The sequence below is a fragment of the Pseudoalteromonas sp. S327 genome (genome assembly GCF_005886415.1).
Lineage (GTDB): Bacteria > Pseudomonadota > Gammaproteobacteria > Enterobacterales > Alteromonadaceae > Pseudoalteromonas > Pseudoalteromonas atlantica.
The window spans coordinates 1-24,029 of the sequence record NZ_PNDP01000037.1 but is presented as its reverse complement, the minus strand read 5'-3'; the positions used below and the strand labels follow the sequence as shown (position 1 = coordinate 24,029).

General features: G+C 42.9%; 18 protein-coding genes and 1 pseudogene. 8 read left to right on the top strand and 11 right to left on the bottom strand.

The features are described 5' to 3' along the window. Nucleotides 1–14: 14 nt before the first annotated feature. Nucleotides 15–908: a DUF4097 family beta strand repeat-containing protein gene (locus CWB60_RS12405; RefSeq protein WP_138577347.1), complete on the top strand. Its 894-nt coding sequence runs from the start codon at nucleotides 15–17 to the stop codon at nucleotides 906–908. Nucleotides 909–1,003: 95 nt separating this feature from the next. Then, nucleotides 1,004–2,893 (top strand): monovalent cation:proton antiporter-2 (CPA2) family protein, encoded by a 1,890-nt coding sequence (locus tag CWB60_RS12400; RefSeq protein ID WP_138577345.1) that lies wholly within the window; start codon nucleotides 1,004–1,006, stop codon nucleotides 2,891–2,893. 41 nt (nucleotides 2,894–2,934) lie between these two features. Here the strand turns inward: CWB60_RS12400 and CWB60_RS12395 are convergent, their stop codons facing one another. The 9 genes and pseudogenes from CWB60_RS12395 to CWB60_RS12355 all read right to left on the bottom strand — a co-directional run bounded on the left by CWB60_RS12395 (nucleotide 2,935) and on the right by CWB60_RS12355 (nucleotide 15,869). Next, nucleotides 2,935–3,165 (bottom strand): hypothetical protein, encoded by a 231-nt coding sequence (locus tag CWB60_RS12395; RefSeq protein WP_004586020.1) that lies wholly within the window; start codon nucleotides 3,163–3,165, stop codon nucleotides 2,935–2,937. Then, complete coding sequence (locus CWB60_RS12390) at nucleotides 3,165–3,572, bottom strand: hypothetical protein (RefSeq protein WP_004586021.1); 408 nt, start codon at nucleotides 3,570–3,572, stop codon at nucleotides 3,165–3,167. The genes CWB60_RS12395 and CWB60_RS12390 overlap by 1 nt, the downstream gene beginning before the upstream one ends. 245 nt (nucleotides 3,573–3,817) lie before the next feature. Further along, nucleotides 3,818–4,531 carry a hypothetical protein gene (locus CWB60_RS12385; RefSeq protein ID WP_138577343.1) on the bottom strand — a complete coding sequence of 238 codons (714 nt, stop codon included), beginning with the start codon at nucleotides 4,529–4,531 and terminating at the stop codon, nucleotides 3,818–3,820. Nucleotides 4,532–4,692: 161 nt separating this feature from the next. Further along, on the bottom strand, nucleotides 4,693–6,480 hold the full coding sequence (locus CWB60_RS12380) for an alkaline phosphatase (protein WP_024034005.1): 1,788 nt from the start codon (nucleotides 6,478–6,480) through the stop codon (nucleotides 4,693–4,695). A gap of 11 nt (nucleotides 6,481–6,491) precedes the next feature. Next, nucleotides 6,492–8,075 carry an alkaline phosphatase gene (locus CWB60_RS12375; protein ID WP_138577341.1) on the bottom strand — a complete coding sequence of 528 codons (1,584 nt, stop codon included), beginning with the start codon at nucleotides 8,073–8,075 and terminating at the stop codon, nucleotides 6,492–6,494. 211 nt (nucleotides 8,076–8,286) lie between these two features. After that, a pseudogene (locus CWB60_RS12370) lies at nucleotides 8,287–10,714 on the bottom strand (TonB-dependent receptor). Nucleotides 10,715–11,075: 361 nt separating this feature from the next. Further along, on the bottom strand, nucleotides 11,076–12,830 hold the full coding sequence (locus tag CWB60_RS12365) for a solute:sodium symporter family transporter (protein ID WP_171036146.1): 1,755 nt from the start codon (nucleotides 12,828–12,830) through the stop codon (nucleotides 11,076–11,078). Between the two features lie 103 nt (nucleotides 12,831–12,933). Then, nucleotides 12,934–14,994 carry a glycoside hydrolase family 31 protein gene (locus CWB60_RS12360; protein ID WP_138577339.1) on the bottom strand — a complete coding sequence of 687 codons (2,061 nt, stop codon included), beginning with the start codon at nucleotides 14,992–14,994 and terminating at the stop codon, nucleotides 12,934–12,936. Between the two features lie 107 nt (nucleotides 14,995–15,101). Beyond that, a complete protein-coding gene (locus tag CWB60_RS12355) occupies nucleotides 15,102–15,869 on the bottom strand; it encodes a sulfite exporter TauE/SafE family protein (RefSeq protein ID WP_004586028.1) in 768 nt (255 codons plus the stop codon). A 170-nt stretch (nucleotides 15,870–16,039) separates the two neighbouring features. Between CWB60_RS12355 and CWB60_RS12350 the strand changes: the two genes are divergently transcribed. The 6 genes from CWB60_RS12350 (at nucleotide 16,040) to CWB60_RS12325 (ending at nucleotide 21,375) form a co-directional block, all read left to right on the top strand. Continuing rightward, a complete protein-coding gene (locus CWB60_RS12350) occupies nucleotides 16,040–16,789 on the top strand; it encodes a GntR family transcriptional regulator (RefSeq protein ID WP_004586029.1) in 750 nt (249 codons plus the stop codon). Between the two features lie 216 nt (nucleotides 16,790–17,005). Beyond that, nucleotides 17,006–17,968, top strand: coding sequence for an aldo/keto reductase (locus tag CWB60_RS12345; RefSeq protein ID WP_029773103.1), 963 nt, complete (start codon nucleotides 17,006–17,008; stop codon nucleotides 17,966–17,968). 9 nt (nucleotides 17,969–17,977) lie between these two features. Beyond that, complete coding sequence (locus tag CWB60_RS12340) at nucleotides 17,978–18,973, top strand: TauD/TfdA family dioxygenase (RefSeq protein ID WP_055255428.1); 996 nt, start codon at nucleotides 17,978–17,980, stop codon at nucleotides 18,971–18,973. Next, on the top strand, nucleotides 18,973–19,977 hold the full coding sequence (locus CWB60_RS12335) for a YeiH family protein (RefSeq protein WP_024034013.1): 1,005 nt from the start codon (nucleotides 18,973–18,975) through the stop codon (nucleotides 19,975–19,977). The genes CWB60_RS12340 and CWB60_RS12335 overlap by 1 nt, the downstream gene beginning before the upstream one ends. An 83-nt stretch (nucleotides 19,978–20,060) precedes the next feature. After that, nucleotides 20,061–20,306: a DUF3297 family protein gene (locus CWB60_RS12330; RefSeq protein WP_004586033.1), complete on the top strand. Its 246-nt coding sequence runs from the start codon at nucleotides 20,061–20,063 to the stop codon at nucleotides 20,304–20,306. Nucleotides 20,307–20,472: 166 nt separating this feature from the next. Then, nucleotides 20,473–21,375 (top strand): homocysteine S-methyltransferase family protein, encoded by a 903-nt coding sequence (locus tag CWB60_RS12325; protein WP_138577337.1) that lies wholly within the window; start codon nucleotides 20,473–20,475, stop codon nucleotides 21,373–21,375. 126 nt (nucleotides 21,376–21,501) lie between these two features. Here CWB60_RS12325 and CWB60_RS12320 read toward each other — a convergent pair whose 3' ends face one another. Next, nucleotides 21,502–22,977: a KAP family P-loop NTPase fold protein gene (locus CWB60_RS12320; protein WP_138577335.1), complete on the bottom strand. Its 1,476-nt coding sequence runs from the start codon at nucleotides 22,975–22,977 to the stop codon at nucleotides 21,502–21,504. A 65-nt stretch (nucleotides 22,978–23,042) separates the two neighbouring features. Continuing rightward, entirely contained in the window at nucleotides 23,043–23,876 is an 834-nt protein-coding gene (locus tag CWB60_RS12315; RefSeq protein ID WP_138577333.1) for an alpha/beta hydrolase, read from the bottom strand. Between the last annotated feature and the right edge of the window lie 153 nt (nucleotides 23,877–24,029).

Below are 24,029 nucleotides of genomic sequence, written 5' to 3'. Positions count from 1 at the left end.
ACAAAGGACTAAACATGAGTTCATCAACTGTATCTAACATTACAAAACCATTTTCACTTATTGGCGGCATTTTATTATTAAGCGGCTGTGTGTTTCATATATCGCCAAGCGTTGCCTCAGTAAAACAAACTCAGCAGTTATCACTGCCAAGTAATAACCTAGAATACTTAAACGTATTAAGCGGTGCAGGCTCTCTTGAAATTAAAGGCTCGCCCAATGCCACCAGCATAAGTGTAGATGCCACAATTTTTACCGCCGACATTGAAGACGAATACACACTCACCCTTGAGCAAAATGGCAAACAAGCTACCTTAGTTGCAAACAACAATACTGCCAGCGGTATCCGTTTTTACAGCGGCCAATCGCCACACATTGATTTAGTGGTTACCGTGCCAAGTAATTTAATGCTCGATATTGATGATGGCTCTGGCGACATTGCAATAAGCGCCATGCAAAATAATATAGATATAGAAGACGGCTCAGGTAGCTTATATATCAACAGCGCTAAAAACCTTACTGTTGAAGATGGCTCAGGGGATATAACCCTTGAAAACATCACCGGTAACTTAGCGCTTACCGATGGCTCTGGCAGCGTAAATATTAATAATGTTAGCGGCAATGCGGTTGTTGATGATGGTTCGGGCGATATGCGTATTAGTAATGTGCGCGGCACCTTAACTGTTGAAGACGGCTCAGGCAGCATTGCTATTAATAATATTAATGGCGCAGTAGATGTAGACGATAACTCTGGCGATTTAGTCATTGAGCACGTGCAAGCAAGCGTAACCATTGAAGATGGCTCGGGCAATATTCGTGTAAACCACGCTAAGGGGCTTACCATTACCGAATCAGGCTCAGGCGATGTAAGTATTGATAACATTAATGGCCCTGTAAAAGTAGCCGATTAATTATGACTAAATGATCCATTTTCAGCCACATGACCCATTGTATTTTTAAAGCCACTAAGCCATGCTAAAAGCCTTGATACTATTAGGATATACGCGTGTTAGAAATAGCTTTAATTTACTTAGCGGCGGCCATAGTGGCTGTACCTATTGCCAAGCGAGTGGGACTTGGCTCGGTACTTGGTTATTTAATTGCGGGCATACTAATTGGCCCTTACGCCCTGGGTATTGTGGGCGATCAAACAGATGTAATGCACTTTGCCGAGTTTGGCGTAGTGATGATGCTGTTTTTGGTTGGCCTTGAGCTACAACCAGCCCGTTTATGGAAGCTTCGCCATTCAATATTAGGGCTTGGCGGCTTACAGGTCGTACTTACCGCCGCGGCTATTTTTGCGTTTTGTTATTGGGTTTTTACCATGCATTGGCAAACCGCCCTCGCCATTGGCCTAATGCTGGCGCTGTCATCAACCGCTATTGTACTGCAAAGCCTTGAAGAAAAAGGCTGGCTAAAGCAAGAAGCCGGGCAAAACGCATTCTCGGTTTTGCTGTTTCAAGACATCGCCATTATTCCTATTTTAGCGCTCCTGCCACTACTGGCTTTTGCACCGCAAAGTAGCTCCAAAGAAATTAGCGACTCCATTATTGCAAGCTGGCCGGTATGGCAACAAGTTGGCGTATCGGTAGCGGTTATCGCCGCTATTATTGCCGGCGGAAAATATGTGTCGGCCCCATTATTTAGATACATAGCGCAAACCCACATGCGTGAAATATTTACTATTTTTGCGCTGTTTTTAGTGGTGGCTATTGCCCTTGTAATGCAAAGTATTGGTTTATCACCAGCACTCGGTACATTTTTAGCCGGTGTAGTCCTTGCCGAAAGCGAGTTTAGACACGAGCTAGAAGCCGATATAGAGCCCTTTAAAGGCCTACTGTTAGGGCTGTTTTTTATCACTGTTGGTGCATCAATCAACTTTGAATTATTGGCTGATGAGTTTACTACCGTTATTGCACTCGTTGCGCTGCTTATTGTAGTAAAAGCCTGCATTTTATTTGCCCTTGCCATCACCTTTAATATTAGTAAAAAGCAGCGTTTACTGTTTGCACTAGCGCTGGCACAAGGCGGTGAATTTGCCTTTGTACTTTTAAGTGTAACCACTACATTAAGCATATTAACGTCAGAGCAAACAAGCTTAGTGACGTTAGTGGTGGCTGTTTCAATGTTGGTTGCGCCACTGTTATTAATGGCTTACGAGCAGCTACAAAAACGCACCAGTAACAGTGCGCCCGAGTTTGATAAGCCCGAGCAAATTAGCAGTGCTAAACACGTTATAATTGCAGGCTATGGTCGCTTTGGGCAAATTATGGGGCGCTTATTACACGCCCAAGGCTACGAAATTACTGTACTTGATCACAGCCCAAGCCAAATAGAACTCCTACGCCGCTTTGGCAATACCGTATTTTATGGTGATGCTGCCCGCCAAGAACTCCTTGAAGCCGCAGGCGCGCACACAGCACAAATGCTAATTGTGGCAATAGACGATGCAGACAAAACCCTCGAAATTATTAAGCTTGCGCATAAAAACTACCCGCAGCTTAAAATTGTTGCCCGCGCTATCGACCGCCGCCACGCGTATCAATTACTTAATTTAAAAGTAGATGCCTTTAACCGCGAAACGGTCGACTCCGCCATTAACCTAGCGGTAGATGCATTAGAGCTATTAGGTAACAATAAAGAAGATGCCCAGCGCGCCGGAAAACTATTTAGAGACCACGACCGCGCTGCTGTATTGCAACTCGCCGAACTGTGGGGCGACGACGCCAGCTACGGCGTAGCCGTGCGCCAACGTATGGAAGATTTAAAACAAGTACTGCAACAAGACAAGCAGGCACAAAGTGATTTAAATACCTGCGATAGCGGCGACTGTGAAGACGGCCTAACAGAGCTAGCTGATAGACCTAAAAAGCCTGATGATTCTCATATTGAGTAGTGTCAGGCGATAGTGTTTGTATTTTATTTATAAGATTACGTTTACTTAAATGTCTTTTTGAACATTTTTTCAATTTCTTCTTTTGCATGTTTTTCAGCGAGCTCTTTGCCTTCATCAATTGCAACGTCAACCAATGCATCGTAATCATTTAGCTCACCACATTCTTTGCACTCAAGCATATCGCCAGAACTGAACTCTATTTCAGAATCATTCTGAAGCTCGCTGTCACAAAACAAACATTTCAAAGAGATCGTAAATTTTTTATTATTCATTACTTATCTCCGAAGATTTTCAGTGCGAATGTAGCGAGTGTTAATAAGAAACCGAAGACAATAAATAATCCTTTGTGCTCTTCAATATAATCAGAAGTTTTTTTCAGAAAAGAACGAGATTTTTTTAATTCCTCAGACCTTTGTTTTGACCTCGCAGCTCCAATGCCTTTTGGTGTTATATATAAGTGAGTATATTTATCCCCACCCTCACCTCTACGTTTGAGCCATTCATGAGCAAAACACTTATCTGCCGCCTTTTGTAATTCTTCTAAAGTGTGGGAGCTTTTATTTATAGTATTTACTTCCTCAACAAGTTCCTCATTAATAGTGACTACTACACTCTTATATGTAAGCCCCTTAGATTCCATATAATCAAGGATGTTGTTTAAGATTTTGAATTCTGGCATAAACTTCCCTTAGCAATTAAATGTCCCTATTGTGTGAACTTCTATTAGTATCAAATAGTATAAATTATTACCAACTATAAATCTTATGCGGCAGGCGGTGTGCGTTTTATAAAAGTGGGAAAGTGTTTACAGTATTGCTTCGGCGGGAATGGCTTAAATTAATCTACTTTTTAATACCTACTTGTAGCCCATAGCCGCCTATCATTCTTTCAGCTATGAGCTACTACATTTAAAAACGCTAAAGTTTAGTGGTGGTGCCCACCTTGAATCGCTTTACCTTGCTGGTTATAAAACCCCGTTGCGCCGTGTTCTATAAAGCCTAGGTTGATCATTTTTGCTAAAAACGGGTCGTTTTCGTTATCGCCAATGTCGGCGTAGTCGGTGGTTTGAAAGCGATCCCACTTGGCAAACTGTGCGGTTATTTCTGCTTTATTACTGTTTACTTCGTTAAGGCTTAGCAAAGTATGGGTATCGCTTTTTTTATTGGTTACGCTAAAGCTTTTAACCAAGTTTGATTTGGTAAATAAAGCGAGTTTAAATTGATTGTCGCCCTCAGTAAGTGTGTAGTTTTTTACCTCATCGCAGCCGTTGCCTTGAGTGTTAACTAGGGTCATTTTTTCGATTAAATGCGTATCCACCAGCTGATTTTTAGCGCTCCAACTTTGTACACCGCGTACCTCAGATGGCTGATACTCAATACCGCGTTGCTGAGCATTAAAATAACGAATTGGGCGAATTTGTTTGTTAGCTAAGTGCTGCCAAAGCTCAGTAATTACCTCACGCTGATGCGCAACTTGTGAGTTGTTTCGCCAAAGCGTAAGTGATTGCTTGTTTTGCTCGTTTTTATGAGTATTGGTAATTTTATAGTCGGCTTTTAAATGCGCGCTATCAATATTACATTGCTGCGCTAGGGTGCTGGTACTGGCAAGTGTTGCCATTAAAAATAATGCTAGTTTCATTAAATTATCTCTTATCTAAACGTCACTGTAATAGGCATTACCATACCCATTTACAGTGGCATTTTTATGACATAAAAAAACAACTCGCACAGCGTACGAGTTGTTTTATATACCTCATTTTTAATACGTACTTTATGTGCTGAGCGTACGTATTAAATTACTTATGGCGTTACTTTTTCATCAGCGGTAGTTACTAAGTCTGCTGCAAAGTCCATTACATGGAATAAAAAGCTTTGCTCGTTAGTGCCTGTAACTAAGTGAGCGCCTGGGCCCATTGCGTATACGCCAACATCTTCACCTGCGTGAGTTTCTGAGCCAAGTGGTACAAGTGCCTCTTGGTGAAAGCCCGCTGAAGTTGTATCAACATCGGTTAAATCTACACGCCCTGTAACAGGTGCAAATGCATAACCTGCATCGGCATCGGTTTCATCGCCTAAATCTCTAAAGCCGCCACCGTTGGTGTAGCCAACTGTGGTATATGGCATATCGTCGGCAGCTAGGCTTGGCTCGGTTTCGCCTACGGCAACAACTTTACCTAATATTGGGTTACCACGTTTAGGGTAGCCTGCAATAGTAAATACGTGGCTGTGATCGGCAGTTACTACTATAAGCGTTTCTTCTGGGTTAGTGTTTTCCATTGCCACTTGCACAGCTTTTGCAAATTCTACTGTGTCGTTTAGGGCATTGTAGGCATTACCCGCATGGTGCGCGTGGTCAATACGCCCTGCTTCTACCGATAAGAAAAAGCCATTGTCGTTGTTATCGAGTACGTTAATTGCTTTTTCGGTCATTTCGCTAAGCGAAGGCTCGCCCGCTACATCGTTTGCACGGTCGGCTTCGTATTGCATGTGCGATTCGTTAAATAAACCAAATACTTTAGTGGCATCATCGCTAATTGCATCAAAACCAGTTTGGTCCATAACGTAAGTGCCGCTTGGATAAGTTGTTTGCCACTCGGTTACTAGGTTGCGGCCATCAGTACGGTCGCCTTCTACTGCGCTTACTGCATCGGCTGAATTTGCTGCTTCATCTTTTGGTAAAAAGTGACGACGTCCGCCGCCCATTACAACATCAATGCCATCAACATCAATACCCGCATAACGCGACTCTAGGTTAGCTTCAAAGTTAACAAGTTGCGATGCAATATCTTCACAGGCTTCTGTGCCCTCTGGCATATCAGAGTTATCTTCCCAGTTACGGTCAGCCGATTTAGCATACGTTGCTGCAGGTGTTGCATGGGTAATACGTGCGGTTGAAATAAGGCCGGTTGCTTTACCCGCTATTTCAGCAAGCTCTAATGAGGTAACCAGTTCGTTACCTGTTACCGTGGCACAGTCGCCGCGTTCAATGTCTTCATCTACACCAATTACGCCCACATCGGTTTTAACACCTGAAACCATTGCCGTCATTGTGCCTGCTGAATCGGGCGTTTGTGCATCTACGTTGTAAGTTTTTACAAAACCTGAGTACGGCATTTTCTCAAAGCTTAACTGGTAGTCTTCACCTAAACCGCCTTCAAGCTGGCCTGCTAAAATACGTGCAGCTGTTACGGTAGAAATACCCATGCCGTCGCCAACAAATAATATAACGTTTTTCGCTTTGCCAGATTCAGTAACCACTTCGCTATTAGCTTGCTGTGTTGCCGCAAGCTTTGTTTGTGCATCGCCATACCATGCGTTAGTAGTTAGGGTGGCAAGTTGCTCGCTGGTAAGTGACGTAGCAGGTGCATTACACACTAAGTTAGAAGAGGTAACTTCGTCGCTATCTAGCACGCCGTTGCCGTTTGTATCTACGCCAGTTTGGGTTTCTACGCCGCCATTAACACATTGCTCAGAGCCTACTGCAATGGTGTTATCTACCGCGAGAATATTATTTTCGTCTTTGTCGTCGTCACTACAACCTGCTAGCGCGACCATTACTGCTAAAGAAAGTACTGTTAATTTGTTCATGTTAGCCGCCATTATTGCTGAGTTAGTTCAAGAGCTTGATTAATTAAATGAAATACTACGTTTTGCTCAATTACGCCTTGAGCTAGCTGTGCACCAGGGCCTTTTGCATGCAGCGAAATATCTTCACCGGCATGAGTTTCTGAGCCAAGAGGGACAGTGGTTTCTTGGTGAAAGCCAACATTGGTAGTATCAACACCACTAAGCTCTACACGTCCAGCAACTGGGCCAGTTGTATATGCTGCATCGGCATCTGTTTCATCAACTAAATTTCTAAACCCTAAACCATTTGCATAACCTACTGTGGTGTAAGGCATATCGTCGGCAGCAAGGCTTGGTGTGGTTTCACCTACCGCAACTACTTGGCCTAAAATTGGGTTACCGCGTTTAGGGTAGCCAGCAATAGTAAATACGTGACTGTGATCGGCGGTTACTAAAATAAGGGTTTCTTCTGGGTTGGTATTATCTACCGCAGCTTGCACGGCTTTAGCAAATTCAATGGTGTCGTTAAGTGCGTTGTAGGCATTACCCGCGTGGTGTGCGTGGTCAATACGGCCCGACTCAACGGTTAAGAAAAAGCCGTTTTCGTTTTTACCTAATACATCAATTGCTTTGCTGGTCATTTCGCTCAGCGATGGCTCGCCGGCAATATCGTTTGCGCGGTCTGCTTCGTATTGCATGTGCGATTCGTTAAATAAGCCAAACACTTTAGTGGCATCATCAGCAATGGCATCAAAGCCTGCTTGGTCCATAACATAAGTACCTTGTGGGTATTGTGTTTGCCACTCAGTAACTAAGTTACGCTCATCAGTACGATCGCCTTCTACAGCGCTAAGTGCATCTGCTGAATTAGCTGCTTCATCTTTTGGTAGAAAGTGACGACGTCCGCCACCCATTACAAAATCAAGGCCGTCTACGTCGGTACCTATAAACCGTGCTTCTAGGTTTTTTTCAAAATTAACTAATTGCGAAGCAATGTCTTCACATGCAGTTTCGGTTTCTGGCATGTCTGAGATATCTTCCCAGTTACGGTCTGCCGATTTAGCATAGGTTGCCGCTGGCGTTGCATGGGTAATACGCGCTGTTGAAATAATGCCGGTTGCTAGGCCTTTAATTTCAGCAAGTTCTGTTGCTGTTAAAAGCTCATTACCCGATACAGTTGAACACACACCGCGCTCTATGTCTTCGTCTACACCAATAACGCCTACATCGGTTTTAACCCCTGAGATCATCGCGGTCATTGTGCCTGCAGAATCCGGTGTTTGTGCATCTACGTTGTATGTTTTTACTTGTGCTGAGTACGGGAACTCTTCAAAGCTTAAATAACCTTCTTCACCTAAATCGCCCGCTCTTTGTCCTTTTAAGATACGTGCTGCGGTAAGGGTAGATACACCCATGCCGTCGCCTACAAACAAAATAACGTTTTTAGCTTTTGTTGTTTGCTGGCTTTGTGCAAGCGCAGTTTTTGTGGCGAGTGTGGTTTGGGCATTTGTATACCAGTCATTGTCTGTTTGGCTTTGTGGTAATACATCGGCATGACTTGCAGCACTTAACATAAACGTTAAGCCAACTGCCGCAGCAACTTTTTTAATTTTCATCCTTTATTATTCCCATTGTGTAGTGGTTATTTTTTGCTTGAAGCGTAAACCTCAAATAAGTAACCGCTGCACTATAGAAAATAGATGTGACCTCTAAGAGTACTTTTAATTAAAAAGCAATGACTAAACCATGACAAAATTAAGACACAAAAAAGCGCAGCGGGTTAAACGCTGCGCTTAGCACAATTTTCACAGGGATATATTTATAAAATTAAAAACGTGCCTTAAACGATACGCCAAAGTAGCGCTCTGCATCACGCGGAATTTGGTAACGGAAGTTGTCGCCACTGTAGGTGGTTACGTAGCTTTCGTCGGTTAAGTTTTTAGCAATAAGCGATACTCTAAATGCATCATCTTTAAACGATAAACCCACACTTGCGTTTAAAATACCGTAATCTGGCAGTAACGCTGCTGGGTTAAACTCGCCTACATTGTTTGGTAGGTCTGAGTATTGCTCGTCGGTGTAAATGTAAGAGCCGTTAATATGAATATTAAAGTTGTGCTCTGTTTCAATAAAGTAATCAGCACTTAGTGAGTACTTTAAATCTGGCGAAAACGGGACATCTAAGCCAGAGCGGTTAGTACATGAGCCTGCTTCTACTTCTGCCGGACAATTAAACTCGTCAATTTCGGCCTGAATGTACGCAATACCACCAGTTAACGTAAGTGAGTCGGTAGCTGCCCACATAAAGTCAACCTCAGCACCTTGTGTACTTACATCACCAGCATTGGTTAAACGGGTAATACAGGTGCCGTCTGAACAGTCAAAGTTATTGGCTTGAAAGCCTTCAATTTCGGTTCTAAATACAGCAAAGTTAAATACAAAGTCGCGGCTTGCGTATTTGTAGCCTAACTCGTATGCGTCTGACTCTTCTGGCGATATTTCGCGGCTATCGTTATCTGGATTAAAGTTGTAGTACACGTTAAAACCAGGGCCTTTATAGCCTTGCGAGTAAGTACCGTAAACCATTTGGCCATCGCCTAGGTCGTATTGCATACCTAAACGACCCGACACATTGGTTTCTTCTGCACTGCCTGATTCGTCAGTATTTAGTGCTGCTGAGCGTACACCTACACCGGTGCGACCAAATTCGTCATTGCTTACGCGGCGGTGTGTGTACGACACTTCATCGTCGGTATAACGAATACCAAACAGTACACGTAAGTCTTCAGATAAATCGTAAGTACCATCGGCAAAGGCTGCCCAGTTGTTAAACTCGGTGCTCATGTACGCGGTTGCCGATACAATATCGTTAGCATTACAGCTTACACCTAAGCTTTGTGTGTAGGCGTCTAAGTCGGCCAATGCGGCATCAAGCTCTGCACCGGTTAAGTTATTTTGTGCGTAATACGCCATTGCAGCGTCTAGTTGGCCACCGTTATTTTGACAACTCGCGTCACGGGTAAAGTTACGTTGTGAATCCATGTTCCAGTAAAATAAGCCAGCCACATAGTTAAACGGACCCGCTAGGTTTGAAGTGACTCTAAATTCTTGCGAAAACTGATCCCACTGCTGGGCACCTAAGTCGTGTAATTGAAATGGCGCGCCAAATACAGGTTCGTTACTGTCGCCAGCAATTGAGGTAAAATCGCCTTCGCGGTATTCGGTGTTATCCCACGAGCGCTGCGCAGTAATAGAGGTGTATGTGTAATCGCCAATGGTTTTATCAACCTGTACCGAAAACGCGCTGTGTTCGTCAATAGTGCGCGACTCATAGTCGTGATCAACTTTGCGCTGGTCTAGGTCAATATCGGCAACACCATCAACAATACCGTTGCTGTTAGGGGCTGCGTCTGAATCTGGGTTACGGCCACTTGGCAGGGCTTCTAAATCGGCACAACAGTCGTCGTCGGCGTTATAAAATTCGGCAATAAATTTTACGTTTAAATCATCGCTTGGCTCGTATTTAAATACAGCACGTGCGCCTTCACGGTCGTAACCGTTTACTTTTTCGTTGTTGTAAACGTTATCAATGTAGCCATCAAACTTACCTTTAAACACGGTTAAGCTTGCTGCTAAAGTCGTCGGTTAAGCCGCCGCTTACCACGCCTTTAAAGCGGTATTCGTTGTCTTGATAAAACGAGGTTTCTACGCTGCCGGTAGTATCGTACGAAGGATCTTTGGTTGTAATGTTTACCACACCCGCCGAGGCATTTTTACCAAATAAGGTACCTTGTGGGCCGCGCAGTACTTCAATGCGAGATACATCGTATAAATCGGCAAAGGCTTGACCAGAGCGGCCTAGCACAACGCCATCAACCACCGTTGCTACACTTGGCTCAGCAGCAATACTAAACGAAATAGTACCAATACCACGCACTGTTAGCGCTGAGTTACGGGTTGTGGTGCCTTTTCTAAAACTCACCGAAGGCACAAGTGACTGCAGGCCTTCCATGTTATTAGCAAACGCCGAATCAATCTGGTCGCTATTAAGCACAGACACCGCAAGCGGTACTTCGTTTAGGCTTTGTGTTCGTTTTTGTGAGGTAACAACAATTTTTTCAAACTGGTCGTTATTGTTTTGCTCTGCTTGTTGTTCAGTTTGCTCTTGCTGCGCATGTGCTTGCGTGCTTAGTGCTAAACCCGTTGTCATTGCTAACGTGACTGCCAAGCTTAAGACGGACTTTTTAGCTCTCATGTCATTCTCCAAATTGTGCGTGTGTGCTGTTAAATTACCGCGCTAGCAAGTGTGTGGGTTGCTAAAAAGCGGTGCCAGAGTGTTGTAGTTATTTTCCTTATATCTCTTATGTCTTATATAAGAGATATAAACTTAAACAAACTTATGTTCTATTGCAAACATTATGTGAATAAAATGTGATTTAAAATTTGTATAAAGAATATAACGCCGCGTTATATACCAACTCGCTTAATTAAGTAATCTATTTTGAGGCTGGAAAAACGTGTTGATAGCTAGGCAAAAAATTCGCTATTTAGTTATTCTAAATGAGAATTTTTTAACGCAGGTAGCGACACGTTTAGCCCCGCAAAATGATTAAGTATTATTGCGAATTGGTATTATGTACCTTAGCAACGCCGATATGCGCCAAGCTGCTTTGGTAACGCTTATGCCATCGACGTACGCTCCACCAGCTAAGCACAAAGGCGCTAGTCCAAACAGCAATTAAGCTTGGTACAAAGTACACGCTGGTGCCACCCACCAATCCAAGCGGAGAAAACAGTATGTACAAGCTTATAATTAAGCTCACTAATACAATGGCGCAAGGCAGTGCGTATTTCCACGGGCTTAGGTTTACCTCGGCTTTACGGGTAAAGTTCCATGGTGTGGCAAGAGGTTTGTAGTAGCCAATACCTAACATAATGGCCAGCTCAATAAAGAATAATATGGCGTAAATATGGATAAAGTTAATATCTACATCCCACACAAATTTAAGCAAAGTGTAGGCAATAACATGAAAAACAATAGCCACTTTAGCGCCCAGTGCAGGCACTTTGCGAGTAAATAAACCCACGAGCACAATTGTGATGACCGGAATGTTGTAAAATCCGGTAAATACACGAATTATGTGCCATAAACCTTCTGGCGCAAACATCAGTAATGGCGCGGTAATAAACGATAAAACAGCAATTATAATACTGGTAATTTTGGCCACTTTAATCAGCTTTTCGTCGCTTACTTTGTCTTTTTTCATGGGTTTGTATACATCTAAACAAAACAACGTGGCGGCACTATTTAACAGCGAATTAAACGAGCTAAATACCGCACCTAATAGCACCGCTAAAAAGAACCCAGATAAGTACTGAGGCAGTACATCTTTAACTAAATGTGGGTAAGCTAAATCTATGGTTTGTAAGCTTTCGTGCTTATAAAGGTGATACGCAATTACGCCTGGGATCATCATCATAAAGGGTACTAGCACTTTAAAATACCCTGAAAACAACACGCCCTTTTGGCCTTCTACTAAGTTTTTAGCGCCCAGTGTACGCTGGATCACGTACTGATTGGTGCCCCAATAAAATAAATTAGCGAGGATCATACCGGTAAAAATAGTGCCAAATGGCACGGGATCATCACTGCTGCCAATAGCGTTAAGCTTTTCGGTATCGGTGTTTACCAATGTGCTTAGGCCATCGGCAAAGTTGCCATCGCCAAGGGCAATAAGGCCAAGGGTAGGCACTAAAATACCAATAATTAATAACCCAACACCGTTAATGGTATCTGATACTGCAACCGCCTTTAAACCGCCGAATACCGCGTAAATAGCGCCAACGGAGCCCACGATAATAATGGTGACAATTAAGCTTGCTTGATAGCTTAAGTTTAATAAGGTGGGCACATCAAACAGCCTAAGAACGGCAATTGATCCTGAGTACAAAACAGAAGGGATCGTTATAAAACAATACCCTACCATAAATAAGATCACCGTCATGCGGCGTACGGTATCGTCAAAACGATCCCGTAAAAATTCAGGCAAGGTAGAAAACGCGCCGGCTAAATACCGCGGTAAAAAGATCAGCGCCATTATAATGGTTGATATCCCAGCCGTTACTTCCCACGCCATAGAACTTAGGTTGTAACCATACGCTGAGCCATTAAGGCCAATAAGTTGCTCGGCCGATAAGTTAGTGAGGATCATCGACCCCGCTATAAATGTACCTGTTAAACCACGCCCCGCTAAAAAGTAGCCGTCTTGGGTGTTAACTTCCCCTTTGGTTTTTTGGTACGAGATATATCCTACCAGCGCCATAAACGCCAAGCACGATAGCAGTGTCATGGTAATGTTCATACCTTCCATCTTGCGCCCCTTTTAGCTTACTTTACTCGGTAAAAAGTAAGCTAATATCTTTATTATTGTGTGTGTTACGTGTGTTGTGTGTGTGTTTGCTATTAACCGAGTTTTATTTTGGCCATGCTGTTAGCTGGCTCATGTCTTGCTCTGTGTGTTGAACCTCTGGACCTAGCTTGAGCGTATCGCCTTTACGAACAAACACCGCCATTTGTGTAAGCTCAAGTGTTTCTTCGTAATACTTGCCGCCTTGGTACGCCTGCCCATCAGGGAATCGCACCCACTCGCCTTGTGGTAAATAAAATTTAACTTTACCGTTTGGTACAACACATGGCACCACAAGGAGTTTTTCGCCGCACATAAATTGCTGGTCAAAACTATGTGCCAGTACGTCATCTGGAAATGCCAATACCATAGCACGCTGAACAGGCAGCCCAGTTTGCTGCGCTTGCTCTGCACATTCTTGTAAGTACGGAATTAACTGATAGCGTAATTTAAGCGCTGCAAATACCGCGTCACTTGCTTGCTCGGTGTATGACCACGGTTCGCGTGGGCCAATGCCATGTAAACGCATATGCGCACTAAATACCGATGCCTGCGCCCAACGTACATAAAGCTCTGCATCGCGCGTATCTTTATAAAAACCACCAATATCGGTTGCAAAAAATGGCCCGCCCGACATGCCCCACGCTAAGCTGCCGCGAATACTCGCCGCTAAGCCTTGCCAATCGGCTTGTGGGTCGCCGCCCCATTGTGCTGGAAAGCGTTGGCTGCCAGTCCACGCTGAGCGGCTAAATAAAAACGGCCCTGTTTTACAGTACTTTTCGGCTGCTTCGTAAACGCAGCGGTTGTACAGCATGCTATAAACATTATGCAGTCTAATGCCGCTGTCGCCACTGTGCGATACCATGTTTTCGTCTTCTAGCTGTTCGCCAAAGTCTGCTTTTATCATATCTACGCCAAGCTCAAACAATGGCTTGTGCGACTCCAGCCAGTATTCGTAGGCATCGGGATGAGTAAAATCTAAAATACCCGACTCTGGTAATGGCGTTAGTACTTCGCCAAATGGGCTTAAATCCCACTCGTATTGATACGCTTTACCTGTGCGCTTGTCTTTTATTAGCCAGCCGTTCTCGGCCGCTTTAGCAAATAATGGGTTGTTTACCGAGATCATTGGGTATTCCCACACGCAAATTTTAAAATCCATGGCTTTTAATTCATCAAGCACAGGTTTTGGGTCGGCGTAACGTGTTGGGTCCCATTCAAAGGCAAAGCGGGTGTTGGTGTCTTGCCATGCACGGCCATCAAGGGTAATTACATCGCACGGCATGTTTTTAGCGCGTACTTCGCGGGCGACACTTAATAGCTCGTCGGCATCTTTGTAGTACGCTTTTGATAAAATAACACCAAAACTCCACTGCGGTGGCACCGGTGCAAAACCAGTTAGCTCGCAGTAGCGATTAATGCTTTGTGCAGGCGTTTGCTCTTGGTATAAAAATACATCTAATGCGTCGTCTTCTACTAAACACACATAAGCACGTTGCGACCAAAGTGCGTAACCTACGCCATGTGTAACGGGCGCCGGCGTGTGTACAAATAAATTCCAGCCCTCTGGACTCCACGCGTATGGCGTATTTTTATAAGACTTTTCGGCGTTTACGCCCAGTGCATCGTGGTTGTATGAGCGAATAAGCTGGCCGCGTTTATCAAGCTTGCCCCATTTTTCGCCAAGGCCGTAAACGGCTTCGTCGTAATTAAGCTCTAGGCTTAAAATCCAGCCGTTATCAGTTTTGGCCAGTGGCGGTAAACGGTGCTGGCGCACAAAGTGGCCATCGGTTGCTGATTGCTGTACTAATTTATCGTTTTTATAAAGCTTAAAGTAAAAAGGGTCGCTGTAAAATTCTAAGCGGTACTCACCGGCGGTGGCTGCAAAGCCTTGGTCTAATTTATTAAGTGATAGCGGTAAGTTTGAAGGGGTGGAGGTTAATATTTTAAACGTCTCGTCATGCGTGGAGCCTGCATTTAAACGTAAACCAAACTGGCTTATGGTAACACTGACCTCACCAAATTGAGTTGGTAAAACTAGCACATGGCCTTGTAATTTAGGCTCTGCAGTTAAGCGTGCTGGCTCTATTGCGTTCCAGTCTGGCTCACGTAATTCAAATGCATTCATGGGAGTTCCTTAACCAATTATTAGTCTTGTATAAGACACAAGTTAAATAATTGTAATCCCCATGTCAATGTAAATAACCCTAAGATGAATTATTTACATCGTTACTTTTAAAATATGCCCGGTGCCGATGTTGCCACCAGCGAAACGCCGCTTAGGCCAAGCAATGCAATTGCTATTATACGAATCCATTTTGCATCAACGTAAGGCGTTAATTTACGAGCAAATTGCGTTACTAATAATACCAGCGGTATGGCCGCTGCAATTAAAAACATAATGTCGAGCTCGGGTAAGGTGCCAAATAAGGCAATACCAACACGGACTAAGCCACCAATGGTAAATACCGCAAGTAAGGTGCTACGAATAGCCTCAATAGACCAAGCTTGTTTATAGCACTGAAACACCAGCGGCGGCCCCGAAGTTGAAAACAGCCCACCCAGCAAGCCACTTACGCCGCCGGCAATTAAAAACGAGCCACGCCCGCTTTGCTTATTTGCTCTATCACGGCCAATTAGCATTAAGCCACAACATAGCAAAATACTAATACCTAAAATAAAGTTTAAGAACTGCGTTAAGTGCGCCGACATATATTCAAGCAATATAAAACCCAACAGCATTAGCGGAATACCGGTATACAACATAAGTTTAAGCTCGGGCACTTTTACTGTACTGCGATTTTTAACCACCACAGTGGTTGAGTTAACTAAACCCAATAAACTCACTAAAAAGGTGGTGGCAGTGAGCGGTAAAACATCTAGCAACGTAAAGCTTGCAACCACCAGCAACCCAAAGCCAAACCCGCTAAGCGTTTGCATTATGGTGGCAAGGCTTAGGCACAACGCCATAAGCAAGATGAGTTCTAACGAAATACTGAGCACTTTAAATATCCTACGTGTGCGCTATTGTAGTGTAACGATTTGTTTTTAGGCATAATGTAAAAACAAACTACACGGCAATAGTTCACAATTAATTGAGCTTGCGCAAAACTGCGCAAAAAGTTTCACCTATGATATAAATACAGGTGGATTAAATTTAATGGTAAATAACAATGAGTAACTCTATGTTTGATCACAAATTAAGTGGCCCAAGCTTGGCTTTTCAACCACTTTACTTACAAGTGGCTGATTATATTAAACAGCTCATTGTTGAAAGACGCTGGGTACCTGGCGAAGTATTACCGAGCGAGTTTCGCCTTGCTGAAGAGTTTAACGTAAGCCAAGGCACTGTGCGTAAAGCGCTTAATTTATTAACCGACGATAAAATAGTTACTCGCCGCCAAGGTGTTGGTACGTTTGTATCTGAGCATACCGCGCAAGATGCCCTGTTTAGGTTTTTTCCGCTACAGGCCGACGGTAAAGGCGCCGACCTACCTAAAGCCGAGCTATTGTCGGTTGAGCTTTGCCCTGCACCACAAGATGTTATTGATGCGCTGCAACTTAATAAAAAAGACAAAGTCACTAAGCTTGTACGCAGACGCATTCTCGATAACGAATTTTGTATGAGCGAAACTATATATCTACCACAAAGCTTCTTTCCTGATATACATCAAAGTAGTGATATTCCGCACACATTGTATCATTACTACCAAACCAAATTTAACCAAACCGTGCATAAAACCCAAGACAGCATTAAAGCCGTTTTAGCAGATGAAACCGACGCTAAAATGCTCGCTATTAAAGCCGGTGACCCTTTATTGTTGGTATCGCGCATTACCGAATCAATCGAAGGTAAACGCATTGAATACCGTTTAAGCAAATGCCGTAGCGATCATTACCACTACCAAATAGAACTTGATTAATTAACCGCGCTTTAACCGCGAGTAAGTTATATTAGCGCATACTTATTAAATATTTTTTAAAGGCAGCAAACGCTGCCTTTTTGCTGCCTGTAGGTTTTTTAACACCTTTCATTTATTCGCTTGTGGTTAACACAGTGTTGACACTGTTAGATTCGTATAATAACTTATGTCTTATACAAGACCAAAGTCATTATGCAATTTTAACAGGAATTCCCAATGAGTTCATTAAATAACATCCCGCCAGTCGGGTTCGGTTTATGGAAAGTAGCACAAGAAGATTGCGCGCAAACGGTGTACCAAGCTATTAAAGCAGGTTACCGCCATCTTGATTGCGCATCAGACTACGGTAACGAAGAACAAGTAGGCGATGGCATAGCCCAAGCAATAAAAGACGGCCTATGTACCCGCGAAGAATTATGGGTAACATCAAAACTATGGAATACTTTTCATGCGCCAGAGCATGTAGAGCTTGCCATTGATAAAACCTTGAGCGATTTAAAGCTCGACTACCTCGACTTATACTTAATTCACTTTCCGATTGCGCAAACGTTTGTACCAATAGAAACGCGCTACCCACCAGAGTGGTTTGTAGACCCAGATGCACAAAACCCACAAATGGAGCTGGCAAAAGTGCCGCTGCATTTAACGTGGCAAGCAATGGAAGAGCAAGTACATAACAACAAAGCAAAACGCATTGGTGTGTGTAACTACTCAAGCGCGCTTATTCACGATTTAATGACCTACGCCACAATTAAACCCGCCATGCTGCAAATTGAGTCGCACCCTTATTTAACGCAAGAGCGCTTAGTAAGACTTGCAAAACAGTACGATATTCCGGTTACGGCGTTTTCACCACTGGGTGCGCTTTCGTACCTTGAGCTTGAAATGGCCGATCAAACTGAGTCGGTGCTTGAGCAAAGCGTGGTAAAAGCTGCGGCGCAAAATCATGGCAAAACACCGGCACAAGTTGTACTGCGCTGGGGTGTGCAACGCGGCACCGCCATTATTCCTAAAACCTCTAAATTTGAACGCATGAAAGAAAACCTCGCGCTGTTCGACTTTGAATTAACAGAGCAAGAAATGGCGCAAATTTCTGCGCTTAATAGCAACCGCCGTTTTAACGACCCTGGGCACTTTTGTGAAGCTGCCTTTAACCGTTTTCACCCTATTTACGATTAGGATAATAAAATGTCAGCTACCGAACTTAACTATGCCCAAGTGCCTACTCAATTAACGTTTGATGACTCGGTTTTTCCGTGCATTGTAGTTAATAACAATAACGCCAGCACCGTTGAAGAAGCGGTAGCTTTTATTCGCGCTAACAAAAGCGAGTTGGCTAAAAAACTACGCAGCTCAGGCGCTGTATTGTTTAGAGGCTTTCCTGTTGATAGCGCCGAAACCTTTGATACGTTTTCAGCGGGGTTTGATTACGACAACTTTACGTACCAAGAGTCGCTATCTAACGCGGTACGTATTAATTTTACCGAGCGTGTATTTACCGCTAACGAAGCCCCCAAAGATGTAGAAATTTACCTTCATCACGAAATGGCACAAACACCTATTTCGCCAAGTAAGCTGTTCTTTTTTTGTAAATCTGCAGCTGAGGAAGGCGGCGCGACACCGCTTTGTCGCTCAGATAAATTATTTAGCGCTTTAAAGCAATTTGATAGCCAATTAGCCGATGACTTTGAACAAAAAGGCTTAAAGTACACCACTTACATGCCCGCAGCCGACGATGCTACATCGGGTCAAGGTCGCAGCTGGAAAAGCACCCTAAGTGTTGAAACCAAAGAAGAAGCACACAGCAAACTTACCGAGCTAGGTTACAAGTGGGAGTGGCTAGAAGATGGCTCTTTAAAAGCAATTACTCCGGTTTTACCTGCGGTAGTTACCCTTGAAAACGGCGTACAGGTTTTTTATAACCAACTTATTGCCGCTTACATGGGCTGGAAAGGCGTTCGCGAAAACCCATCGGTTGCTATTACCTTTGGCGATGGTAGCGCCATTCCTAAACAAGGGCTTGAAAAAATTGTTGAGCTATCAAAAGAATTTACCTTTGATTTAGCATGGCAAGATGGCGATGTAGCCTTAGTTGATAACGAAATGGCTATGCATGGCCGCCGCCCATTTACTGGCGAGCGTAAACGCCAAGTGCTTGTTGCACTGACAGCAGCTAACGCCTAATGCAAAGCTTAACCGGTGCACTAAAGGTAAAAGTTTCCCCGTTATGGCAAGGGGCCAGTATTGCTGCAATGACTGGCCTTGCAGCCTTATTTTTAAGTGAACACTATGGCGCGCCCGCTATGTTGTTTGCTTTATTATTGGGGATGGCGGTGTCGTTTTTATATCAAAGCGACAGCCCGTGCGCTAAAGGCATAGACTTTACCGGTACTACGGTTTTACGTGTAGGCATTGTATTACTTGGCACCCGTATAGCACTGGGCGATTTAATTACACTGGGCTGGCAAACAGCGCTAATGTTAGCTGGCGCTATATTTACCACCATTATTTTAGGGGTTGTACTTGCCCGAGTATTTGGGTTACAAAAACGCTTTGGCGCACTCACCGGTGGCTCAGTTGCTATTTGTGGCGCATCGGCAGCACTGGCTATTTCATCTATTATGCCCAACAGCGAGCATAAAGAGCGCGATACCTTACTTACCGTAATTGGCGTAACGGCCATGTCGACCATTGCAATGATTTTATACCCTATTGTGGTTAACTACCTTGAATTTGATGCACATAACGCCGGGGTGTTTTTAGGTGGCACCATACACGATGTAGCCCAAGTAGTGGGTGCCGGTTATTCGGTATCGCCCGAAACTGGCGATATAGCAACGCTTACCAAACTAGTACGCGTGGCTATGCTATTGCCTGTAGTACTTATTATGATGGTGGTTATTAATCGCTCAAATAAAGGTAACCATGGCGAGCTGCCAAAAGTACCGGGGTTTTTAATTGGCTTTGTAATTTTAATGATTATAAACAGCACCTTTAACCTACCCGCTATTGTGCTTGAAACCACAAATGAGCTTTCTCGGTTCTTTTTAATTGCCGCTATAGCCGCCATTGGTATGAAAACAAATCTAGGCAAACTCACCGAGGTGGGCTTAAAACCAATAATTATGATTGTTGCTGAAACCATTTGGATAGCACTGTTAATACTTGGCTTTGTATTGTGTAGCTAAGTTGAGTAGCTAAGCATTAAACCTTGAGCGTATTGAGTGGATTGCCTACAATAGCGCATCACTTTTTAATAAAGATTAAAACCATGACCGATTCAACAAAACCAGCATTACCTGATCAGCTTTCTATTAACCCACGTAGCAAGCATTACGTAGAAGAAGTGTTTGAACACGAAATTGGCGTAAGCTTAAATGGCAAAGAACGCTTTGACGTAGAAGAGTACTGCATTAGCGAAGGTTGGATTAAAATTGCCGCGCCTAAAGCGCTAGACCGCCGCGGCCAACCTTTACTTATGAAAGTAAAAGGTACAGTAGAAGTATTTTATAAGTAAGGTTTAGCCTACTTAAATAAGCGACTCTCTTGCGAGATGTCGCTTTTTTTATGCCTGTAAAAAAGCATTGAGCTTTTTTCATGTTAAAGGTGACGAAGTTTCATTATGAATCTAAAAAAATTATGGTTGAATAGCGCCATATTGTTTAGTTGTATAGAAATCCTTTATGAATAAAGTAACTATTTTAGATGGCGGCATGGGACGCGAGCTTAAACGCATTGGCGCACCATTCACACAGCCACTGTGGAGTGCACAAGCACTAATAGAAGCCCCACATTTTGTAACGCAGGCTCACCAAGGTTTTATAGAGGCAGGCGCTGAAATAATTACCGTTAATAGTTATGCCTGTGTGCCCTTTCATTTAGGTGAAGCGCTATACCAAGCTCAAGGCGCAGCCCTTGCACAGCAAGCAGCAGTTATTGCAAAAGACGTAGCTCAAAACGCAAAACAAAATGTATTAGTAGCAGGCTCATTACCACCCGCATTTGGCTCTTATCGCCCAGAGCTATTTGAGAGCGAACGCGCTTTTACTATTTTAGATACGCTATACAAGGCGCAAGACGAGCACGTAGATGTATGGATTGGCGAAACCATATCGAGCATTGAAGAAGCGCACGTTATGGCAAGCGTACTTAAAGGCTCAAACAAGCCATGTTATTACGCATTTACCTTAAATGATGTGGTAAGCGAGCAAGCGACTCTTCGCTCTGGTGAGCTGGTAAGTGACGCAGTAGCGGCTTTGCTTGAACAAAATGTTACTGGTATTTTCTTTAACTGCTCAATCCCTGAGGTTATAGAGCAAGCCTTTAGCGATACCAACGCTGTATTAGCTAAACAAAATAAAAGCGTTGTTTTAGGCGCGTTTGCTAATGGCTTTACACCTATCGCAAGCGATTACAAAGCCAACGAAGGCTCGCAGGCGTATCGTGATATTGCACCTGCAGAATACCTAGATTTTGCAAAAACGTGGTACAGCCAGGGCGCAAGTATTATTGGTGGCTGCTGTGGTATAGGCCCTGAGTTTATTGAAGTATTAGTAAACTGGAAACAGGAACTTGAAAGCGCTTGAGGCTGCCAATAAAGCAGAAGACTGCTTATTAAAATAATGTCTCAGCATTAGTAATCTATTACCGTGTAAAAAGTTGAGCCACTAAAGAGTAATAACGAGGTGGCTCAGCTGACTGCCTTTCAATAATTATAATAGTTGCCCAGCCTGCTCAACTATTTGTATATAAGTTGAAAAGTTCTTTTCCATTTTAAAGTTGCGAACGCGGTTAGCTTCAAACATTCCATCTTTGATAAAGTCTTTAAGATCCTTTTTAGGCTCACTTCGAAGACTGTGGCTCGGATAAACCTTCGTAAGCTCAGTATTTGGATCACAAATTATATGCATTGACTCCTCAATTCTATAAGCTGTGTTCCCAGCAAAAGCCATGTTATATTCAAATTCATCTCTTATAAACCTAACATGCTGCTCATCGCTTAAAGCCGATTTAGCATTCCTATTCCATACATTTTTAAAGTGAGAATAAACTTGAGGGTGCCTGATTTTTAAAGTGATGATATAAAACAAGGGTAATGAAAATAGATAATCAGTTTTTTCTTGCGTTAATTGAATTGAATATAAAAGCTTAACGGCTTGTTCAATATCCCTTAAACCAGCCCGCATATGTTCAGCAACCTTACTGAGTATGCCAATATTTATTATATCTTCTGATTTATTACCTGCTTGGAAAACCGGAACGAAAACTGTTTCATTAGGTAAATATTTTGACCAAATAAAGTTACAATATTCTTCTTTGTCAGGACTTTTTAACGAGTACTCTTGATCAAAAAAACGATTTAAATAACGTTTAGATTCAAATTTTTCTCCGTATACAGCATTGATAGAGTGACTTAGCTGTTCTGATGCAGTAGCAACAATAAAGTAGACGCCTTCAACATTAAATAAATGCTTAATCGTTTCTAATAGTTGAATACTATAAGAAGGTTTACATCGATCTAATTCATCAATCAAAATAAATAAAGGGGCTTTAAATGAAGTTTCCCCCTCTAACCCTTCCACTAATAGCCTTAAATTTTTCCTAAAATGGCCTATAGCATTTTTTGTTGTTTGATACTCTTTTATTGCTAATTCAGCAGCCTTTGTAGAGATCGAAGAAGCTAAGGTCGTAATATCTTTTGACAAATCAGACTGTTCAGTCGTTTTGGCAGATACAGCCTCACTTTCTTGCTCCTTATCAAATAAAGCTTCGACGCCATCAAGAGACATACCAAAAAGCTGTTTAGTAAAAAAGCCACCAAGCAAAGGGAGCGCTGCATTTTTCATTGATCTTGCAATACCAGCTAATTTACCATCTGTAGCACTAAGTAAGCCTTGATTAGTTAACTCTTCGTTTATTTCTGCAATAAAACTGAGTAAAGCATTTTCAGAAAAATCATTTTTCCATGCATCAAAACACACAACCACATGCTGCTTCGTTTTTAGTTCTTCTGCAAGATTACGGAGAAAATAAGTCTTCCCAAATCCCCACTCTGCATTGACATTTAATACATAGTTTTTACTATGCTCTGCTTCAGGTACTGCGTACTTGCTCGTTAAAAACTGAACAAGCCATTGTCCTTCTTGTTTTCGATTCAACCTATCATCTAACCATAATTCATCCGACATATAATTTCCTTATTAACTATCTAAAACAACATATTGGTATGAACCGATATAAAAATAATACTTCATTATTCTACTCTCAACACCCAATCAAGCCCTTGTATCGCTGTAGTAGGAAAAGCAGTTGCATGGCTCGCCCCTTCAACAACAACGCTTTTTAGTTCAATATTGTCACTGCTAAGTGCATTAATTTTTTGCGTTAATAGCTTTGCCCCTGCCACCATATTTTGCCCTTCACCAAAGCGTGGCGTTTCCTGTGCCCCTACCGATATATAAACCTTTGTAGGTACTTTAGGTTTATTTGCTTGTAGCGCTAAAATCGCATTGTTATTAAACCAAACTGATGGGCTGCCAATTATATAATTGTTAAATAAATCGGGCATCGTAAATAAAATAGTGGCACCAAATAAACCGCCTAAAGAATTACCTATATAAGTTTTTTGAGTGCTACTTGCTCGGTAGTTACTTTGTATAAACGGCAATACAGTATTTTTTAAAAACAGCGCGTGGTTTTGCGCGTTACCGGTTTGTTTTTTCCAGCTTTTAGCCTTGTTTGGGGTGTAGTCTCTAATTCGACTATTAGACCCTTTAGAGCCTTTTTCGTAGCTAATGGCCACTATAATAGCCTGTTGCATTTTACCGCTATTCATAGGAAACCGTGTAGCACCTGCCACAATAGGGAACGTATACGGTGCATCGGTTAAATAAATAACTGGATATATTTTTTCAGGGTGCTTTTTATATGACTTAGGGAGCTGAATAAAAACAGGATATACCCGATTGGTCATAGGCTCAGTGAGTTCAATAACACTACTTCTAGGGATTTGGTACGGAGTATTTGCGCTTAATTTAAAACACATTAAAGCGCAAAGTAACAGCAGGGATTTTAAAGCAGTATTCATTAGGGCGTGTTGATCCTTGATGGTTGAATTTGCAGCAGTATGTTTGGTTTTTAGGCAAAGCAGAGCCTATGAAGTGTGGTTACTCCCCATAAATAGGCGATAACGCAGCATAAATGCCAAACATGCGCTGCCCTTCTGGTTCTGACTAGAGGC

Coding starts and splice junctions, on each gene's coding strand:
- CWB60_RS12390 (WP_004586021.1), bottom strand. CDS start 3,572: ATGCCAGAATTCAAAATCTTAAACAACATCCTTGATTATATGGAATCT.
- CWB60_RS12340 (WP_055255428.1), top strand. CDS start 17,978: ATGTCAGCTACCGAACTTAACTATGCCCAAGTGCCTACTCAATTAACG.
- CWB60_RS12325 (WP_138577337.1), top strand. CDS start 20,473: ATGAATAAAGTAACTATTTTAGATGGCGGCATGGGACGCGAGCTTAAA.
- CWB60_RS12380 (WP_024034005.1), bottom strand. CDS start 6,480: ATGAACAAATTAACAGTACTTTCTTTAGCAGTAATGGTCGCGCTAGCA.
- CWB60_RS12345 (WP_029773103.1), top strand. CDS start 17,006: ATGAGTTCATTAAATAACATCCCGCCAGTCGGGTTCGGTTTATGGAAA.
- CWB60_RS12375 (WP_138577341.1), bottom strand. CDS start 8,075: ATGAAAATTAAAAAAGTTGCTGCGGCAGTTGGCTTAACGTTTATGTTA.
- CWB60_RS12395 (WP_004586020.1), bottom strand. CDS start 3,165: ATGAATAATAAAAAATTTACGATCTCTTTGAAATGTTTGTTTTGTGAC.
- CWB60_RS12405 (WP_138577347.1), top strand. CDS start 15: ATGAGTTCATCAACTGTATCTAACATTACAAAACCATTTTCACTTATT.
- CWB60_RS12330 (WP_004586033.1), top strand. CDS start 20,061: ATGACCGATTCAACAAAACCAGCATTACCTGATCAGCTTTCTATTAAC.
- CWB60_RS12320 (WP_138577335.1), bottom strand. CDS start 22,977: ATGTCGGATGAATTATGGTTAGATGATAGGTTGAATCGAAAACAAGAA.
- CWB60_RS12335 (WP_024034013.1), top strand. CDS start 18,973: ATGCAAAGCTTAACCGGTGCACTAAAGGTAAAAGTTTCCCCGTTATGG.
- CWB60_RS12365 (WP_171036146.1), bottom strand. CDS start 12,830: ATGGAAGGTATGAACATTACCATGACACTGCTATCGTGCTTGGCGTTT.
- CWB60_RS12350 (WP_004586029.1), top strand. CDS start 16,040: ATGAGTAACTCTATGTTTGATCACAAATTAAGTGGCCCAAGCTTGGCT.
- CWB60_RS12315 (WP_138577333.1), bottom strand. CDS start 23,876: ATGAATACTGCTTTAAAATCCCTGCTGTTACTTTGCGCTTTAATGTGT.
- CWB60_RS12360 (WP_138577339.1), bottom strand. CDS start 14,994: ATGAATGCATTTGAATTACGTGAGCCAGACTGGAACGCAATAGAGCCA.
- CWB60_RS12385 (WP_138577343.1), bottom strand. CDS start 4,531: ATGAAACTAGCATTATTTTTAATGGCAACACTTGCCAGTACCAGCACC.